The following is a 17,240-nucleotide window of genomic DNA, read 5'->3' as shown; positions in this document are numbered from 1 at the left end:
TATAGACAAGAGGTGATCTCATGCTCGTAACATCAACAGTAGCAGGCTCCGTTGTATACCCGCCTGGCGGAAAATTTGGTCCCCGCATCCAGCCGGATATCCAGCTCGTAATGCTCTACACCGGCGAGATGTCTGTATCCATTGACGGCCGGGAAATTCATGCCCAGCCTGGTCATGTCGTGATTCTTCTGCCCGGTCATGAAGAACAGTTTGTCTTCTCCAAAACCGAAGATACCTGGCACCGCTGGATTGCCGTACATGTACCCGAGTTTGATGAGGAGGCGCGGGAGTCACTCCGATTATTACCCGAATGCCTGCCGCTTACCGAAGACATGAACCGTCTGACGGATCTCATTCTTCGCTTGCAGCGGGATACATCCGCCAGTGACCCTCTCTTACTTCAGCTTGGTCTCGCGGCCTTACATCTGTACCCGGTTGAATCAAAGCGGGTCATGCAGCAGAGGGAGAAGCATCCTGCCATTTACTCTGCATTGTCTTGGATTCAAGAGCATTATGCCGAAGACGTCGCTTTAAAGGATATGGCTGCATCCGCGAACGTATCGCCAGAGCATTTGGTCCGGCTGTTTAAGCAGTATGAGTTGACCACTCCATTTCAATATTTGTGGAGCTACCGCATTAACAAAGCAGTCGAATTGCTGAACAATACAGGTCTTACGATTACCGAAATCGCTTCGCGCTGTGGATTTAAGACTTCCCATCATTTTGCAAGACAGCTTAAAGAGGCAACAGGCCGAACCGCATCTGAGATTCGCCAATTATCATGGAGTGGTCTACGGAAAGCATAAAAAAACACCGGAGTCCGGTGTTAAAGGATCGCTTCCTCTTGCGATTGCAAGGGGGTGAGCACCCCTTCCAAATAGGCTTTATTATGTAGAATGGATGGATGGTTCGGACGATAGGCCCGGGCAATCTCATTATGCTCATAAGCTTTCAACCATTGACCAAGCTTATCGTAACAAACACAAAGCTGTAGGTGAGGCAGCCAGGTGGAACAGGATGTATTTTGCAAGGACCATGCCTCATCCTGTTTGGGAGTATGCAGGGCCGTATTATACCAGTACGCCGCCGTTTCGAAGGCGCCAGATTGAAGATGGTAATAGCCGATTCGGCAGCAGTTCTCAGAGCGGGGACTCCCGTATTGAAAGGAGCGAAGCGCAGATTCCATGGCAGACTCCTGATTCCCTACAGCCGCGTAACAATCTGACAGCTTCCCGCAAGCCGCAATATTATCCTCTACCCAGCCTTTTTTCGTACCAAGGAAAAGATTATAGTATTGGATAGCTTTCTCGTTACGACTGTGATCCTTCAACTCATTTGCATAATAATACAGATCCCTTGGACTGAATTCTTCCCCCTTGGCTAGCCGTGCTCATAAATACGCAGATTTCGCTCACTATCATGTCGTGTGCTGGCATGTGTAACGGCGATATCTGATACAAGCGAAACGCCATATACCTCTAAATACTCATGAACAGCGCCTATCCAACGGAACTGACGGTCTCTTCGAACTAATCGATTGCGGCGAAGCCTGCTCGTTATCATTCCATTCTCGTCCTGCGACAAACAATAGAACATCGATACGGTATCGACCTCAGGGGAAATGGTTGCTTTCAGCTCCAGCAGCTTGATCTGATCCAGCTCCAGCAAAATATCGTCCGCATCCAGCCACAAAATATATTCGGAAGTCGCTTTACCAAACGCAAAGTTACGCGCTGCAGCAAAATCATCTATCCATTCAAAGTCATATACGTTATCCGTATAAGAAGAAGCAATCGATCTGGTCTCATCCGTTGATCCCGTATCTACTACGATGATTTCGTCCGCAATACCTTTTAACGAATCGAGGCAACGAGCCAGAACATCCTCTTCATTCCTCACAATGAGACAAAGACTAATACTTACCATAGCCTCCACACTCTCCTCCTTTAGAGTTATTCCACCATCAATCGACGCCTTTCGATGGACTTGCCCTCTTTTACTTCAGAGATAAAGAATATTACTAATTTATGGAACATATTTTTCATTATTCCATTATTCAGGTATGCGATGAGGTGAAGGAGAAGGATGATCTACAACAAAAAAGCACGGAGCAGATGCTCCGTGCTTCCCCTATTAGTTATTGTAAGGATCAATCGTTTGGATTGTACCGTCTTCGTTATACTTAAGCTCAGTGAATTTCACACTGCGCTTATGATCCACGCCACCTGACAGCGACGCATCATGGTAGAACAAGTACCATTTGTCTTGGAACTCCACAATGGAGTGATGAGTTGTCCAACCCAGTACAGGCGTCAGAATCGTTCCTTTAAAGACAAACGGGCCTTGAGGAGTATCGCCAATCGCATAAACAAGCTTATGCGTCGAACCAGTAGAATAAGATAAGTAGTATTTGTCGTTATATTTGTGCATCCAAGGACCTTCGAAATATCTGCGTTCTTCGTCGCCAGCTAGAAGAGGATTACCTTCCTCGTCAACAATAGAAATCTCGGTAGGTTTATTCTTAAAGGTAAGCATATCGTCGCTCAATTCCGCAACGAGAGGTCCAAGCGCAGGACCATTCACATCCGGATCAGCAGCATCAGCAACAAACTCACCTGTCGTCCACTTCTCCAATTGTCCGCCCCAAAGTCCGCCGAAATAAATATATGCCTTGTTATCTTCATCCACGAGAACAGCCGGATCGATACTAAAGCTGCCTGGAATATAGTTTTCTTCTGCTTTGAAAGGTCCCGCAGGAGTGCTACTCGTCGCTACACCGATACGGAAGATTCCATCCTTGTCTCTAGCAGGGAAATACAAGTAATACGTATTGTTCTTGAAGGCCGCATCTGGCGCCCACATTTGCTTCGAAGCCCAAGGTACATCCTTCACATGAAGAGCTTCACCATGATCAACACATGGGGAATTTACATCGTCCATAGACAGGATGTGGTAATCCTCCATTTGGTATTGATCGCCGTTATCGTTCGTTGGGCCGTCATGATCCAGGTCATGGGAAGGATAGATATAGATTTTACCTTCAAATACATGCGCAGAAGGATCTGCTGTAAAAATATGCGTTACAATCGGTTCATTAGGTTTTGTCATGATCACGTTCTCCTTTTCGCACATAACTGATTCCATTCTAATTTATCTTTTTCATTCTAATCCGAAATCGCTTGCCGTAAACTACATAAATTAAAGAATATAGCGTATAAAATATAGTTTTGCCTATAAAAAAATCCACACAATCTCTAGATACGCGGATTTTGTATATGTTTTACATTAAGAATCTATTTATTACCAACATGTAGAACAATACGTCCTCGACCATGGCCTTTTTCCGACTGCATATGTGCCTGCTCTGCCTCACCGAGAGAAAATACAGCTTGAACCTCTGTTTGAACGATTTTCTTGTCCATCAGTTCCACTATGTCGATTAAATCCTGCTTTGTTGCAATCGCTGAACGAAGAACACGAACACCCTCTTCTTGTCCCCGCTCAAGCGGCGGCTGACCTGCAATCGTCAAGAGAGCACCTCCCCGCTTCACAACCTCCCAGGAACGTTCAAGCGTTTGTCCACCAATCGTATCCAGGACAAAATCCACTTTCTCCTCAATCTGCTTCTCAAAAGGCTCAGTCGTATAATCAATAGCCATATCTACACCGATGGAACGAATATATGCCATATTCGACGGTCCAGCCGTCCCGATTACATGAGCACCTCGCCATTTGGCGAACTGTACAGCGAACAGCCCGACACCTCCCGCCGCTCCATGAATAAGGACACGATCACCCTTTTTCACATCTGCATTCTTAATACCACACCATGCTGTTGTTGCTCCGCCCGATAAAGTCGCTGCTTCCTCAAAACTGATGGATGCCGGCTTAAGTGCAATAGATTCTGCAGGAGCTGTCGTATACTCGGCATAGGTCCCATTCATACTTCTGCCAAACACCTCCTGCCCGACCTGCAGATCGTTCACATCCGGTCCTACCTCCTCAACAATACCTGCAAATGCTGTGCCTGGAATCACTGGGAACTTGACCGGCATCGGGAATAAGCCTTTACGAATCTTCCAGTCGATCGGAAGTACACCTGCGGTTACAATACGAATAAGAACCTCACCTGCTTGTGGTACTGGCCGAGGAGCCTGCTCCAGCCGCAGCACCTCCACACCTCCATGCTCATGGTAGCGGATCGCCTGCATCATTTGGGTCATCTTTAAACATCCTCCCTATTCGAAATATTTGAAGTAACATTAGGATTCGTGTAAAATCAAACTACAGAACTAACACATATTGTGTATACTCAGTATTTTATTGATATAGCGAGTATAGATATTTTGCTTGTTAAAAGTCAAGGAGGATTTATGCCTACATCCGAATCAGTACCTGCAGCAGGCCTCTTATTGGAAACGCTGCTTCGAACTACCCATCAGCTTCATCTTCAATTTGAATCGCATCTAACTGATCTCGATATCCCGGATTATTTATCAGGACCGCGGCTGCGCTTTCTCGTCTCTGTATCGGAATCTGGACAGATCCGAATGAGTGAGATTGCTGCCAAGCTTGGCATTAAACCACGCACGGTTACCCAATTCGTGGATGCTCTTGAGCAAGAGAAGCTTATTGTGCGGATTCCGGATCCGGATGACCGCAGAGCGACCTTTATCAAGCTATCCGAGACTGCTCCGCCACTTATACAAAAAGCCAGACTCGCCATGAGCGAATCTGCCGATATAGTACTGGCTTCTTTATCGCCCGAAGATCGAGGTCAACTGCTGCGCTTGCTGCATCAAATAACCGAGCAAAAAGAAAGGATTCTATAACGATGAGCTTTCAATATACGGATGATGATGTCCGAGTATTGTGCGGCAGATTTGCTTTTGAAGAAGGGGAATCAATCTGGCAGTCCGGCGGTGTAACCATTCTGCGTTATGATCCGGACAAACCCTTCTGTGAGGCGAATGTCAGAACGAATCGCGATCTAATCGTAACCGCAACGAGCAGCCGTGGTGAGATTATCGCTACCTGCACCTGTCCGGACTTTGACCCTGAAGACAAATATTGCGAGCATGTTGCTGCTATGCTGCTGCATCTATTGGAACTGCCAGAGCTGCCCGAAGAGGCTCTTAATCTCGCCCGCATATCTGCAAGCGACCAGCTGTTGTCTAACAGCATTCTAGACTTATTTAATAGCCATGATCGTGAACAGCCTTCGCTCATCAGCCGCACAAGATACGTTAGAGATACTCGAACTCCTGTTGAAGTTCAGTTTACTTGTGTTATCTTCACAAGCGGCTACCGGAATTATCGGATTGGGATAGAGCTTAGAATTGGTCTTGGCAGATTGTATGTCGTACCGGATATCCGGGCTTTCATCGAAGGTATGGCTCTCAATGTTACTCGAACATTCTCCAAGCATTTCACCTTTAACCCGGCAGAGCATTGTTTCAGGACGGAAGATCATGCTGTGCTAAATGAACTTGCCCGAATCAGCAGGAATGAAGCGCTGTACCAGGAGGGTGCACAGCCTTTACCTGGGCGAGCTCGCCTGAAAAATGCCGATCGAATGCTCATGATTCCGCCTGCAGATTGGCCAGCCCTGCTGCCGCTTCTTGCTGCATGCCCATCCGTTCTGATCGATCAGGAGGGCACCATCACCGCCGGCTTGCAGATTAGTGATGAGACCACTCCTATCCGCTTTGGATTTGGCGATCATGACGGGAATGGCTTTCAACTCGAGGTCGAAGGACTTGATCAGATTATTGTTTTGTCCGCCTACAATATGGTTCTCAGCAAAGGCCTGATCATCAAGCTGCCCCCAGATGCCTGTAAACGGCTAGCGGATCTCAAAAATATGCTGGATGCCTCCCGCAGGCAGCATGTCATCATTTCCTCGGAGCAAATTGAACCGTTTATGGAGAAGGTTGTTCCCGAGCTGATGAAGATTGGGCAGGTTCAAGTTACGCGAAGTGTATCGGAGCGGATCGTGCAGACACCTCTGAAGGCTAAGCTGTATCTGGACCGTGTCCGGGAAAGACTTCTAGCCGAAGTAGAGTTCCAATACGGGGACATTAGGATCAATCCTCTGGCGGCAAACACTGATTATAAGAACACGGACCGGATTTTACTAAGAGACGGCGACCGTGAGAATCAGATCCTAGATATCATGGACCAAAGTGGGTTTGTTACAACCGAGCTTGGTTACTACATGCAGGATGAAGACAGTGAATTCGAGTTCCTGCGGCATACCATTCCAAAGCTTGAAAAATTGCTTCAGATTCATGCAACAACGGCCGTTAAGACAAAGATTGTTGTCCCTAACTCGCCTCCTAGCTTAAAAGTTGAAGTCGATGAACGAACTGACTGGCTGGAATTTAAATTCGAATTGACGGGGATATCGGATAACGAAATTCGTAGTGTGCTGCGCTCTATTGTGGAGAAACGCCGCTTTCATCGCCTTCAGGATGGAGCTTTTCTGCCGCTGGAGGGCAAAGAATATGAAGCTATCACAAGAATTATTAATGAAACAGGCTTCTTGCGTTCGGAGCTCAACAACACCACGTTCCGCATCCCGCTTGCACGGGGACTACACCTTGCGGATATGGAAAATGACGGCCGAATTATTCAGCTCGGCAAATCATTCCGTAAGCTGCTTGCCCATATTCGTAATCCGGATCATCTGGAGTTCGAGGTTCCTGCCAGCCTTCAACACGTGCTGAGGGATTACCAGAAATACGGCTTCCAATGGATGAAGACACTTGCTCATTACCGGATGGGCGGCATTCTGGCCGATGATATGGGACTTGGTAAAACCATTCAAAGTATAGCCTTCCTGCTGTCCGTATTACCGGAGATTAGACAATTCGATCAGCCAGCCATCATTGTTACGCCAGCATCACTGATGTACAACTGGTTAAGCGAGCTGAAGCGCTTCGCTCCGGAGATCTCGGTCATTATCGCAGATGGAACACGGCCAGAGAGAGCGGCAAAGCTAAGATCGTTAAAAGGTGTGGATGTCATTATCACTTCCTATCCCCTTCTGCGGCGGGATATTGATCTGTATGTCACACGCTTTTATCATACGGTCGTACTGGATGAAGCTCAGGCGTTTAAGAACCATACGACTCAAACCGCACAAGCGGTAAAAGCCCTTCAAGCCAAACACCGTTTCGGGTTAACCGGAACGCCGCTTGAGAATAAGGTGGAGGAGCTATGGTCGCTCTTTGGAGCCATTTTTCCGGAACTGTTCCCTGCCCGTAAAGTATTTGCAGATATGCCAAGAGAAAGCATCTCCCGCCGTGCACGTCCCTTCCTGCTTCGCCGCTTGAAGTCCGATGTGCTCAAGGAGCTGCCCGATAAAATCGAAACCATGCAGGCCACCAATTTACTGCCGGAGCAGAAGAAGCTCTACGTCTCGTATTTGGCAAAGCTGCGGACGGAAACGGTCAAGCATCTGGACAATGATCGCAGCTTCCATCAGAACCGGATCAAAATATTGGCGGGCATTACTCGACTTCGCCAAATCTGCTGTCATCCTGCACTGTTCGTAACGGACTATGAAGGCAGCTCAGCCAAGTTCGAGCAGCTGTTCGAGATTGTGGAGGAATGCCGAAGCACTGGCAAACGGATGCTGATCTTCTCCCAATTCACACAGATGCTTGGTCTAATCAGCAAGGAGCTTGTCCGGCAAGGTATACCATACTTTTATCTCGACGGCAGTACAAAAGCTTCTGAGCGAGTCGAATTATGCAATCGATTTAACGATGGTGAGAGGGATATCTTCCTCGCTTCTCTGAAAGCTGGCGGCACAGGACTTAATCTAACTGGTGCGGATACGGTCGTCTTATACGATCTGTGGTGGAATCCTGCAGTCGAGCAGCAGGCCGCAGACCGTGCTCACCGAATTGGACAAACCAAGGTTGTTCAGGTTATCCGTCTTGCTGCTCATGGCACGGTTGAAGATAAGATGTACCAGCTTCAGCAGCGGAAGAAAAATATGATCGACGACATCATCCAGCCTGGTGAAGAGCAGCTGTCATCCCTTACCGAATCTGATATTCGGGAAATTCTCGCGATAGGTGCCAATGAACGGGATTTATAAAAGGATCGAAGAAGCCTCCAAGTTCACTTTACTTGGAGGCTTCTTTTGGCATGACGGCTTGYATATCAGCGTAAGTTATAAGGTCAGATCGTAATATATTCCGATAAGAGGGGGAAATTGGGATGCTAAGGGAAGACGTTTGCAGGTATGAACAGCATAGTGATTTCCCCTATTTCATAAGCAGCAATGAGGGCAAAGAAACGATTGTTATGCTGCATGCTGCATTTGCGGACTATACCTTGTTTCAGGAACAGGTTTCTTTTTTGGAAAATAACTACCAGCTTATCCTTATTAATCTGCCTGGGCATGGGGCCGGAGCTTCTGCCAAATCTAAGGTTACGATAAAAGATATACCTGCTGTCATCAGCCGTATTTTGGCGGACAACCGGATCGAAGCCTGTCATCTCCTTGGTGTATCGCTTGGCTCGCTGATCGCACAAGCCTTTGCGGACCGCTATCCGGAGCAAACACGCTCCGTTATTATTGTTGGGGGTTATTCCATACATAAAGCCAATAAGCGGATCAAAAAAGAGCAGCAAGCCGAAGCGCTCAAATGGATTGGCTACATCCTATTCTCCATGACAAAATTTAAACAGTATGTTCTTCGCGTATCCTGTTCAACAGAACAAGGACGTATATTATTTGACCAAGGGATCCGGCACTTCAAGCGGCGGTCATTTGAGGCAATGAGCGGTATGGGCTCCTTCTTTACCGATCGATGGAAACCCATGCCGTATCCGATGCTCCTAATTGTTGGTGAGCATGACCGGGAACTGATTCATGAAGCCTTAAATTTACTTCACCAGCTGGAGCCGCGTTCACAGCTTGTAACGATCCCGGGAGCAGGTCATTGTGCAAATGCAGACGCACCGGAAGCTTTTAACCAAGTTATTGCCGATTATTTATCTACAATCACACTTTCACCATCGGCTGGAAACAGAACCTGATCCATCAATCCCTCAGTTTGCAATGCACGAGAGAGAACCTCTCTTGTCACCAGGCAGTGATTGATTGTATCCATATGAACCGCGATAACTTTGGAATAAGGCGCATAGCGGCAGACGCGAATTACATCTTCAACATTCATCGTAATCGGATCCCCAACGGCAAATTGTGCACCACCCGCGTTGACAATCGACACATCCGGCTGAAAGGCGTCCAGCGCCTGCCTTACCTCATCGCACCAGATCGTGTCACCTGCGATATAAAGGGTCGGATGTCCTTCTGCTTGAAGGACAAATCCGGACACCTTCCCCATTTTTTGTCCGATCTCACCTGTACCATGCTGACCGCTTGTTCTTGAAATCGTGATGCCTTTATATATTGTCGACTGCTCAATCTCCGTAACAGAAGAAAAATGCTGGGCTGTTATGCTGTGAGCATCACCAGGCTGACAAAATATGAGCGTCGACTTAGGCAGTGCTTCTGCCGCGGCAGTATCCCAATGATCCTGATGAAGATGTGTGACGAGAACAGCATCCGGCTTCACCAGCTCTTCCTTAGAGATTGGCAGAGGCACAAGCGGATTGCGCCTCTCATTCGTCGAGTTGTTGATTGGCGGATTCACTCCAGCTTCACTAAACATTGGATCTACGAGCAACCGTACTCCTGCATATTCCAGCCATAGGGTGGCATGTCGAATCAATTGAATGTTCATATTTGTAAAACCTCTCTTCCCTTTAAGTCTATCTTAATTATAAAATAAGGTTCATCTGGCACGAATAACCTCATGAAACAAAAAGGCCTCGATTATTTTCACAATGAAAGGATTTCCTATAACATGTCAAATCAATATGGAATCGATGACATTGATATTCAGATCTTAAATCGTTTAATTGCAGATGCCAGCCAGTCTCACAAAGTGATTGGAGAACATGTGCATTTGACCGGCCAGGCTGTTGGTGCTCGTGTTCGGAAACTCCAGGATCTTGGCATTATTGAAGGCACAACCGTTCGTTGGGATCCTAACAAAATTGGCCTGACCGTTCATGCTTTTGTTACCGTCTTTATGAAATCCAGCACTGCCCATCAAGCCTTCCAGGCCTTCGCTCAGCAAAACAGCAATGTAATAGAGATCCATAGGGTGAGCGGAGAAGGCTGCTATTGGATGCGGGTACGCGTAGGCTCACAGCTGGAGCTGAATGATTTTCTAGATGAGTTATTATCGTTTGGGAACTACAAGCTGAGCTTGTCTATTGGTCAGGTGAAGTAAAAAATGGAGGTTGTTCATAATGAGTACAAGCATTGAAGAACGATTAAGCAATTTAGGAATTATCCTTCCTGAAGCAAGTGATCCCGCTGCAAATTACACAAATTGCGTAATGGCGGGTTCTCTACTTTTTGTAGCTGGTAAAGGCCCATCAGGGAAACCAAAAGGGAAATTAGGACAAGCCTATTCCACAGAGGAAGGCTATCAATTTGCCCGTAGTGCGGGAATTGAAATTCTTGCTGTTGTGAAGCAGGCTTTAGGCAGCTTGGATCGAGTAGCTCAAGTGGTTAAACTGCAAGGGTTCGTTAATGCGGATCCTTCATTCGAACAACATCACCTCGTACTGAATGGCTGTTCCGATCTCATGCGGGAAGTATTCGAGGATAACGGCATTCACAGCCGCTCCGTTATGGGCGCCAATTCCTTACGAGACGATCTGCCTCTTGTTATTGATTCGATATTTGAGATTAAACCTTGATGATGTGCACATCGTTAAGCATAACAAAAGGCTCATTTCACCCATCATTCAGGGGAAATGAGCTTCTCCATTTAATCAAGGACGGTTTTGTATCGGTCCGGCTTATAGCCTGCTTTTTCCGCCATAATAGCGGTCAGGTCTTTGCCCTGCTCACGCAAGTCATCCATGTAGAGGTCCGCCTCAATTCGGCCCCTCGACATAATAAGTGCCCGGTCAATGACCGTTTCAATCTCATCGAGGTGATGAGTCACGATCAGGATTGTTTCATCGCCCTTCAGGTTGCCAATCATCAGCTTCAGGAAGTCGCGTCTTGTAAACATGTCTTTCCCAAGGAACGGCTCATCCATCAGAATATATTTGGCGCCCTTCGCCATACCCGCGCTAATCTCAAGCTTCGATTTCTGTCCTCGCGAAAACGTCCGAATTCTCTTGTTTGGTTCAAGCTCGTAAAATTTCAGCAGCTTATTATAGTACACAAGATCAAATCTTGGATAAAAAGCCGCTAAGAAATCTGCATACTGGAGAGGGGTTAGCTTCGGGATGTAGCTTCCTTCTTCCGTAATAAAAGCAAGCTGGTCGTATTGCTCCTGAACGGGACGACCATTAATGAACATATCGCGGTATTTCACTTCACCAAGCCCCATGATCGCTTTGAGCAAGGTTGTTTTCCCGCTTCCGTTCTCGCCTAATACGCCAACAATCTCTCCGCTAGGAATCGTCAAATCCCGGACATGCAGCACTGGACGTGCATCTCCAAATGATTTCTCTACATATTTTAGCTCCAGCATGCTATTCCTCCTCTCTTGCCTGCAGCTTCAGATGGTAGAACATACGGTTATCATCCGGCTGTGTTTCATAGGGCTGGCCACTTGCCATGTTAAGCGTATTTATCCTGTCATCATTCAAATCCGACACAAGCTCGCCTTCATATAATAGCTGATTGTCATTGTACACCCTGATGAGCAGTTGAATCGGCAGGTAGCTGTCAGCAAAATATTGGTCATCCGGCCTTGGCTCCGTTGACGTATAAACGACGTAAAGCTGACCACTACGGTAAAGCATCGTCATCCGGCTGCGCAAAGTATCATGCCAATTCCTTTCATAATCCACATTCGTCTTGTCAATCAACTGCATGCCGCTATTGAAATCAATGCTCCATACTGCTTTATGAGCACGGATATCATAGTCGGTGACGGACCTATTCTGAAAAACAAGATTCAAAATCTGATCATTGTCAAAGACTTCATATTGGCCGGAATATTGGACATCCGTCTGATCAAGCACGATGTTGCCAAGCTGCTGCCCACTATTTGGATCGTAGCCCCGCACGACAGGATGCCCATTCTCCATAAGTATAAGGGCCAGCTTATCTCCCACTGCCTCGAGCCCCCACACTTCAATAGAACGCCCATCTTTATTCTGGTCAAGACTGTATTCAACAACAGTCCGTGTCGTACCGTCCTCTTCAAAGGAAAGCTCATAAATGCCGTTAGTCCCTGTACTGTCGGCCGTTGTTGGCACGGTAAAATAAACATGATCGCCAATCTTGGCAAGTCCGCTCTCTAATGCGTTTGTATAATTATTATTGCTTTGAAACACAATCCTGGTATTGATGAGAGAAGATTTCCTGCCACTTCCCTGAATGTTCGGATCATCAGAGGTAACGTAGAAGGTATATTCTCCTCTAACCTCATAATCAAGTCCATCCATTCTTTTTTTCAATCCTTGGACGTACTTATAATGATCCGGCAGAACAGGAGGATCGGACACCTCTGTATGCTTGTTTAATTGGCCATTCAAAAGTTCAAAACTTGTACTTGCATACTGATCACTGATCTCACCTGAGAGAATAATCGGCGCAACCGCTGATCGTTCTCCGAGATGATCCTTGATATATAAAGTTCCTGAATTCTTATGCGTATGGTTAAGTAAAGCGAAAACTCCTATCAAAAGCAACGCAGCAAAGCCAACAGGAATCGCAAGATGACGGGATAGTTTTTGAATGGTCACCATCTTAACAAGCTCCTTTGGCCCATTGGATAACGATATGATCAAATGTTCGGTATTGCGAAGTGTCGTTCGTGAACGAGTCTTTGGTATAATTCATGGCCCTTATCCAATCGTCATTCATGTCTGTTGCCAGCTCCCCTTCATAAAGTAGCTTTCCCGCCTGATAAACTTGAATAATAAGCTGCTTAGGCCTGTAGGGGTCAAATAAGATCTGCTCATCCGTCTTGCCATCGAGAATAGAATGGTCATGGACGACATAAAGCTTACCGTTCCGATAGCTGATTGCTTTCATATTGCGTTTGTTGAGTTCGATACTATCGTTATAGCTGATCGTTGTCTCATCCAGCAGCTTTACGCCGTCCGATAGATTGAAGCTCCAAATTGTTTTTTGAATACTGCCGTAATTATTACTCTCGTCAGAAGTACTCCGAAAAGCGATACTTAGTTGGTCTTCATCTATAAAAGCTTCATAGTCTTCATGAAAAGACCTCTTCTTCTCGCCCAAATGGGAACTAGGTATTGTAAAATTATTTGCTGCTGCCTCTCCCAAAAGCTTACCACTCCTGCTGTCATAGCTCCGCACGACGAGCTTCTTATTCTCTTCCAGAATCAAAGCCAACTTGTCGCCTACAGCTTCTAGGCCAAGCACTTGTATCTCGGAAGAAGCCGGCTCTTTATTTTTATCCAGGCTATATGTGGCAAGCGCTTCAGATTCCGGTGCGTCAGCCGGGTTACTCCGGCCATCTATGAAATTCAGTTTGTAAATCCCATTTGTACCGACATAAGTATTCCCTGATGGGACGGTAAAATAGATTTGGTTCCCGATCTTTGCAAGCCCATACTGCACCGAGTTTGTGAACGTGTGACTGTTATGCATCGTTTGATGCTTGTCATTGTACTCCACGAATTCGAGAGTGAAATACGCTGTTTTATAAATGCTTGAATCCCTTTGATCCCAATAGTCAATGGCGAATGGTTCAAAGCCATTCAAATCAAATTTTAAATCCCCCTTCAACTTATCAGGCGTTCGATCATCATACCAAATGTTTTTTGGAGAATCGTAAATTTGAGTATCCGTAGCTATGCTCCCACTGCTGCCAGCCAGTTCGAACGACGACTTATGAAATCCATCCCCCAGTTCCCCGCTAATTGTCACATCCGCTAGCGCCGAACGATCACCTTGATGATCCTTTAAATAAAAAGTTCCTTTATCACGGTCCGCATCGACTTGCATGAATTGGGATCCGATAAGAAGCAACGCAATTACGAGCGCCGGAAGCACCAAGTGCCTTGCTGATTTCTTCCATAATACCTGTATCATCAGGAGATAACTCCTTTCCGGATTAGCCGTATGCTATGCCAGATGAAGAAGCCGTTCATAATAAGCAGAATAATGCTGTACGTATAAAGCTTACCTATTGTCCAATCCGAAGAAGGAGCAGATATCTGAGCATTCACAATATGCCGCATAATCAAGCCCACAGCAAATACGAAGATAATAAACCAATGACGCCTGCTGCGCTCACAGAGGAATGCGTAATATAAGCCGATAGCCGCTGTGAGGAATACGCTGATCGACGCAAACCAGCCGCTAATGCTCCACGGTAATATAAGCTTCAGGAAATTCGAGCGGATAAAAGCCAGAAACAACCCGTTATGCATGACGAACTTGCCATCGGCGTAGCTGCCGATATGATCAACAACAGCGGAATACCCCCATCTTATCGCAACCAGATGAGCCACAAGAAGAAGCAGTAATCCTATGATAAAAGACAGCAGATTGCTCCAGTAATACGATTCTCGTTTCACTGGCAAGGTCAAATACGTATAAATGCTCTTGCTCCCCCAATACGCGTTATACTGCTTCACCAGGAAATAAACGCAGAACGCAGCAATAAATACATATAACGCCGTCTTGCATCCGGACGTATAATACAAGCTTTCAAACCGCGGATGCATCGAATTCTCATTCAAATGCTCAACCGCGGATTGCAGCAGCATATATGGCGTCAGCAGCATCCCCGCTGTCAAAATCAATAAAACAGGCAGCATCGACGCAAATTGAATATTTAAAAGCCGGTAAAATCCTTTCACTTTCCTGCACCTCCTGTATTAATGCACTAATACAATGAATGTATAAAAAGCCTATTCCCAAAGCTCACTAATCAGCTCAACCGTTTTCTTAAACGAAAGGTTCGCTTCCTTAGCTTGTGCTATAAATTCCGCCACCATTTCCTTTGTAAGCTCTGACTCAATACGACCATAGATCTCATCATCCAGATAAATAACACTTCCTAATGTACTGCTCGTTCGAACATAACCCTCATCCTCCATCAGCTTGAACGCTTTCTGGACCGTGTTTGGATTAATGTTCAACTGCATAGCAATATCTCGCCTGGAAGGAAGCTTATCGCCGGACACCGCCCATTTGAGCAAAATACGTCTCTTTACATACAAGGCAATCTGCACGTAGACCGGCATTTTATTATTTAATTGTAAATCCTGAAAAGTCAGCAACTCCATCACCTGCCTCATGCTATGACTGTATTATGCCAGTAATACAAGAAGACCACAAGAGGCAATTGAGAAAAATCCTCTGTTATAAAGTGTTTGCAAGACATAGAGGTTTTGTTACTATTAAACTAAAAACAGACAAAGGAAAATATCACTATGTCTTCTACTTCTCTGGAAACCGTTGCTTATCGTGAAATACGTGAACGAATTATGCGTGCGGAATATATGCCTGGCTCCATGTTGTCCGAGAATGAGCTTGCTGGACTTCTCGGCATGAGCAGGACGCCTATCCGCGCAGCCATCTCCTTGTTAGAACGGGAAGGACTAGTTGGATCTTTCCGGGGACGTGGAGTTATGGTGAAGGAAGTATCCGCCCATGATTTCAGCGGAATGTATGAAGTACTCGTCTCGATGCAGCTGTTCGTACTGGATACCGCTGTGAAACGCCAGCTTAACTTCGATCTGGAAACGCTGAGCCAATACCTCGAGCAGCAGCAGGCAGCTATGGAGCAAAGTGATTTCTACAGTTACTATAACAGCACCCTGCTCTTCACTGAGACCATCCTTCGGACTATTCATAATGAGAGCATGCTGCAAATTATGGAGCTTTACCGGGGAAGATATGTATTCCATACCGTCTCCTACCGCAAAAAATATCCCCAATACCAGCCAAGCCGATCTGTTCAAACGAACCGCCGGATTTATGAGGCGATTAAGACTGGTGACATTGCTGCAGCAAAAGCTGCCGTCACCGAGCAATATTCGGATGTCCATGAGCAGTTTATTCTTGGTGGATTATTGAAATAAACTACTCATAATGATCAAACCGGGAGCCTTATGGCCTCCGGTTTTTTTGAGTTGTATTTACAAATACTTAAGCTCGCTATTACACACAACTTACATACAAGTTGCATACTTAACTTGAAGTTAAGAAGATGACAATCCTAATTCGTGAAGGGAAGATTCCAATGAAGCCAATCCTGTTCGCACATCTGACAGACACCCATGAAGCAAAGGAGATTAGATAAATGACAACTAACATTCAAGAATCTCAAAAGAATCGAGTAGTAAAGCTGGATGGCGCCTATAACATGCGTGATCTTGGCGGTTATGAAACAAAGGACGGACAAGTAACAAAGTGGGGAAGAATTTTCCGGGCCGATGGTCTTCACAAGCTGACAGAAGCCGACCAACGCCATATTCTGGACCAGAATGTAAAGTTGATCGTTGACCTGCGCCATACTCAAGAGCTGGAGAAAGATCCTAACGTGTTCGCAGCTTCCGAAAAAGTCGCTTACCATCATGTCAGCCTGATCAATCCCGCTACACCAGACGTCCTGCATGTCCAAAGCTTGGGTGAGCTCTATGTAGATATGCTGGACAAATCTCAATCTCAACTCCGTCAGGTGTTCGAGCATCTTGCAAACGAAGCTGAAGCTGTTTCACTCTTCCATTGTACTGCAGGCAAAGATCGGACCGGTGTTGTCTCCGCCTTGCTTCTTGATACCGCTCAAGTCCCTCATGAAACGATCATTAACGACTATAGCCTGACAGCAGAGTGTCTCGCACCTATGGTCGACGAAATGCGTCTGAAGCATCTTGGCAACGCAGATGCCGCAGCGATTGAGATGTTCGAACGCTTCATGGGCAGCGCTCCGGATAATATGGTCATGATGCTTGAGCATCTGTACAACCGTTATGGTTCCGCAGAAAAATATTTGCTCACGATTGGTATAACGGAAGAGCAAGTTGCCGTGTTAAAAAGTAAACTACTTGGTTAGTTTGCTGTAAGAATAAAAGCCTGCACCGGACTTGGTGCAGGCTTTTCCTTTTGGACGGTAAGATTTGTTGTTCTGATGCTCTGCGTTGTATTTACTACAGCAGAATAATAGTTGATTGGTGTCGATCTTAGTCTACGT

Annotated in this window: 16 protein-coding genes and 1 pseudogene; 8 read left to right on the top strand and 9 right to left on the bottom strand. The window is 46.1% G+C overall.

Annotation, left to right across the window (positions count from 1 at the left end; genetic code table 11):
* Positions 1 to 20: 20 nt before the first annotated feature.
* Positions 21 to 806 (top strand): helix-turn-helix domain-containing protein, encoded by a 786-nt coding sequence (locus AB4Y93_RS04960; protein WP_441889585.1) that lies wholly within the window; start codon positions 21 to 23, stop codon positions 804 to 806.
* A 20-nt stretch (positions 807 to 826) separates the two neighbouring features.
* On the opposite strand, the pseudogene AB4Y93_RS04955 reads toward AB4Y93_RS04960, so the two are convergent.
* The 3 genes and pseudogenes from AB4Y93_RS04955 to AB4Y93_RS04945 form a co-directional block, all read right to left on the bottom strand.
* Positions 827 to 1,926: pseudogene (locus tag AB4Y93_RS04955) on the bottom strand (tetratricopeptide repeat-containing glycosyltransferase family 2 protein).
* 207 nt (positions 1,927 to 2,133) lie between these two features.
* Positions 2,134 to 3,108 carry a glycoside hydrolase family 43 protein gene (locus AB4Y93_RS04950; RefSeq protein ID WP_441889583.1) on the bottom strand — a complete coding sequence of 325 codons (975 nt, stop codon included), beginning with the start codon at positions 3,106 to 3,108 and terminating at the stop codon, positions 2,134 to 2,136.
* Positions 3,109 to 3,293: 185 nt separating this feature from the next.
* Entirely contained in the window at positions 3,294 to 4,223 is a 930-nt protein-coding gene (locus tag AB4Y93_RS04945; RefSeq protein WP_441889581.1) for an NADP-dependent oxidoreductase, read from the bottom strand.
* A gap of 150 nt (positions 4,224 to 4,373) precedes the next feature.
* Between AB4Y93_RS04945 and AB4Y93_RS04940 the strand changes: the two genes are divergently transcribed.
* The 3 genes from AB4Y93_RS04940 to AB4Y93_RS04930 all read left to right on the top strand — a co-directional run bounded on the left by AB4Y93_RS04940 (position 4,374) and on the right by AB4Y93_RS04930 (position 9,057).
* Positions 4,374 to 4,832, top strand: a complete 459-nt coding sequence (locus AB4Y93_RS04940; protein ID WP_441889579.1) for a MarR family winged helix-turn-helix transcriptional regulator — start codon at positions 4,374 to 4,376, stop codon at positions 4,830 to 4,832.
* A 2-nt stretch (positions 4,833 to 4,834) separates the two neighbouring features.
* Entirely contained in the window at positions 4,835 to 8,110 is a 3,276-nt protein-coding gene (locus AB4Y93_RS04935; RefSeq protein ID WP_441889577.1) for an SNF2 helicase associated domain-containing protein, read from the top strand.
* A 122-nt stretch (positions 8,111 to 8,232) separates the two neighbouring features.
* Positions 8,233 to 9,057: an alpha/beta fold hydrolase gene (locus AB4Y93_RS04930; RefSeq protein WP_441889575.1), complete on the top strand. Its 825-nt coding sequence runs from the start codon at positions 8,233 to 8,235 to the stop codon at positions 9,055 to 9,057.
* On the opposite strand, the gene AB4Y93_RS04925 is transcribed toward AB4Y93_RS04930, so the two are convergent.
* Positions 9,009 to 9,767 (bottom strand): MBL fold metallo-hydrolase, encoded by a 759-nt coding sequence (locus tag AB4Y93_RS04925; protein WP_441889573.1) that lies wholly within the window; start codon positions 9,765 to 9,767, stop codon positions 9,009 to 9,011. The two genes, AB4Y93_RS04930 and AB4Y93_RS04925, sit on opposite strands and share 49 nt — an antisense overlap.
* A 123-nt stretch (positions 9,768 to 9,890) precedes the next feature.
* On the opposite strand from AB4Y93_RS04925, the gene AB4Y93_RS04920 reads away from it, so the two are divergent.
* Together AB4Y93_RS04920 and AB4Y93_RS04915 are read left to right on the top strand one after the other, a co-directional pair.
* Positions 9,891 to 10,322 carry an Lrp/AsnC family transcriptional regulator gene (locus tag AB4Y93_RS04920; RefSeq protein WP_441889571.1) on the top strand — a complete coding sequence of 144 codons (432 nt, stop codon included), beginning with the start codon at positions 9,891 to 9,893 and terminating at the stop codon, positions 10,320 to 10,322.
* 19 nt (positions 10,323 to 10,341) lie between these two features.
* Positions 10,342 to 10,797, top strand: a complete 456-nt coding sequence (locus tag AB4Y93_RS04915; protein ID WP_441889569.1) for a RidA family protein — start codon at positions 10,342 to 10,344, stop codon at positions 10,795 to 10,797.
* Between the two features lie 71 nt (positions 10,798 to 10,868).
* Here the strand turns inward: AB4Y93_RS04915 and AB4Y93_RS04910 are convergent, their stop codons facing one another.
* Genes AB4Y93_RS04910 through AB4Y93_RS04890 form a run of 5 tightly spaced genes read right to left on the bottom strand, consistent with a single transcriptional unit; the run spans position 10,869 to position 15,330 of the window.
* Complete coding sequence (locus AB4Y93_RS04910; RefSeq protein ID WP_441889567.1) at positions 10,869 to 11,585, bottom strand: ATP-binding cassette domain-containing protein; 717 nt, start codon at positions 11,583 to 11,585, stop codon at positions 10,869 to 10,871.
* Between the two features lies 1 nt (position 11,586).
* On the bottom strand, positions 11,587 to 12,810 hold the full coding sequence (locus AB4Y93_RS04905) for a hypothetical protein (RefSeq protein ID WP_441889565.1): 1,224 nt from the start codon (positions 12,808 to 12,810) through the stop codon (positions 11,587 to 11,589).
* Between the two features lies 1 nt (position 12,811).
* The gene (locus tag AB4Y93_RS04900) at positions 12,812 to 14,128 is read right to left on the bottom strand and encodes a hypothetical protein (RefSeq protein WP_441889563.1); all 1,317 of its coding nucleotides are present in this window, start codon (positions 14,126 to 14,128) and stop codon (positions 12,812 to 12,814) included.
* Positions 14,128 to 14,901 (bottom strand): hypothetical protein, encoded by a 774-nt coding sequence (locus AB4Y93_RS04895; RefSeq protein WP_441889561.1) that lies wholly within the window; start codon positions 14,899 to 14,901, stop codon positions 14,128 to 14,130. The genes AB4Y93_RS04900 and AB4Y93_RS04895 overlap by 1 nt, the downstream gene beginning before the upstream one ends.
* A gap of 51 nt (positions 14,902 to 14,952) precedes the next feature.
* Entirely contained in the window at positions 14,953 to 15,330 is a 378-nt protein-coding gene (locus AB4Y93_RS04890) for a GntR family transcriptional regulator (RefSeq protein ID WP_243865422.1), read from the bottom strand.
* A gap of 147 nt (positions 15,331 to 15,477) precedes the next feature.
* Between AB4Y93_RS04890 and AB4Y93_RS04885 the strand changes: the two genes are divergently transcribed.
* On the top strand, positions 15,478 to 16,128 hold the full coding sequence (locus tag AB4Y93_RS04885) for a GntR family transcriptional regulator (protein ID WP_441889558.1): 651 nt from the start codon (positions 15,478 to 15,480) through the stop codon (positions 16,126 to 16,128).
* Positions 16,129 to 16,349: 221 nt separating this feature from the next.
* Positions 16,350 to 17,102 (top strand): tyrosine-protein phosphatase, encoded by a 753-nt coding sequence (locus AB4Y93_RS04880; protein WP_441889556.1) that lies wholly within the window; start codon positions 16,350 to 16,352, stop codon positions 17,100 to 17,102.
* Positions 17,103 to 17,240 lie beyond the last annotated feature (138 nt).

Origin of the sequence: Paenibacillus sp. YAF4_2, assembly GCF_052113225.1 — a bacterium.
In the GTDB taxonomy this organism is placed as follows: domain Bacteria; phylum Bacillota; class Bacilli; order Paenibacillales; family Paenibacillaceae; genus Pristimantibacillus.
Note: the sequence above shows the minus strand (reverse complement) of the source record. Positions and strands in the feature narration are given on the sequence as shown.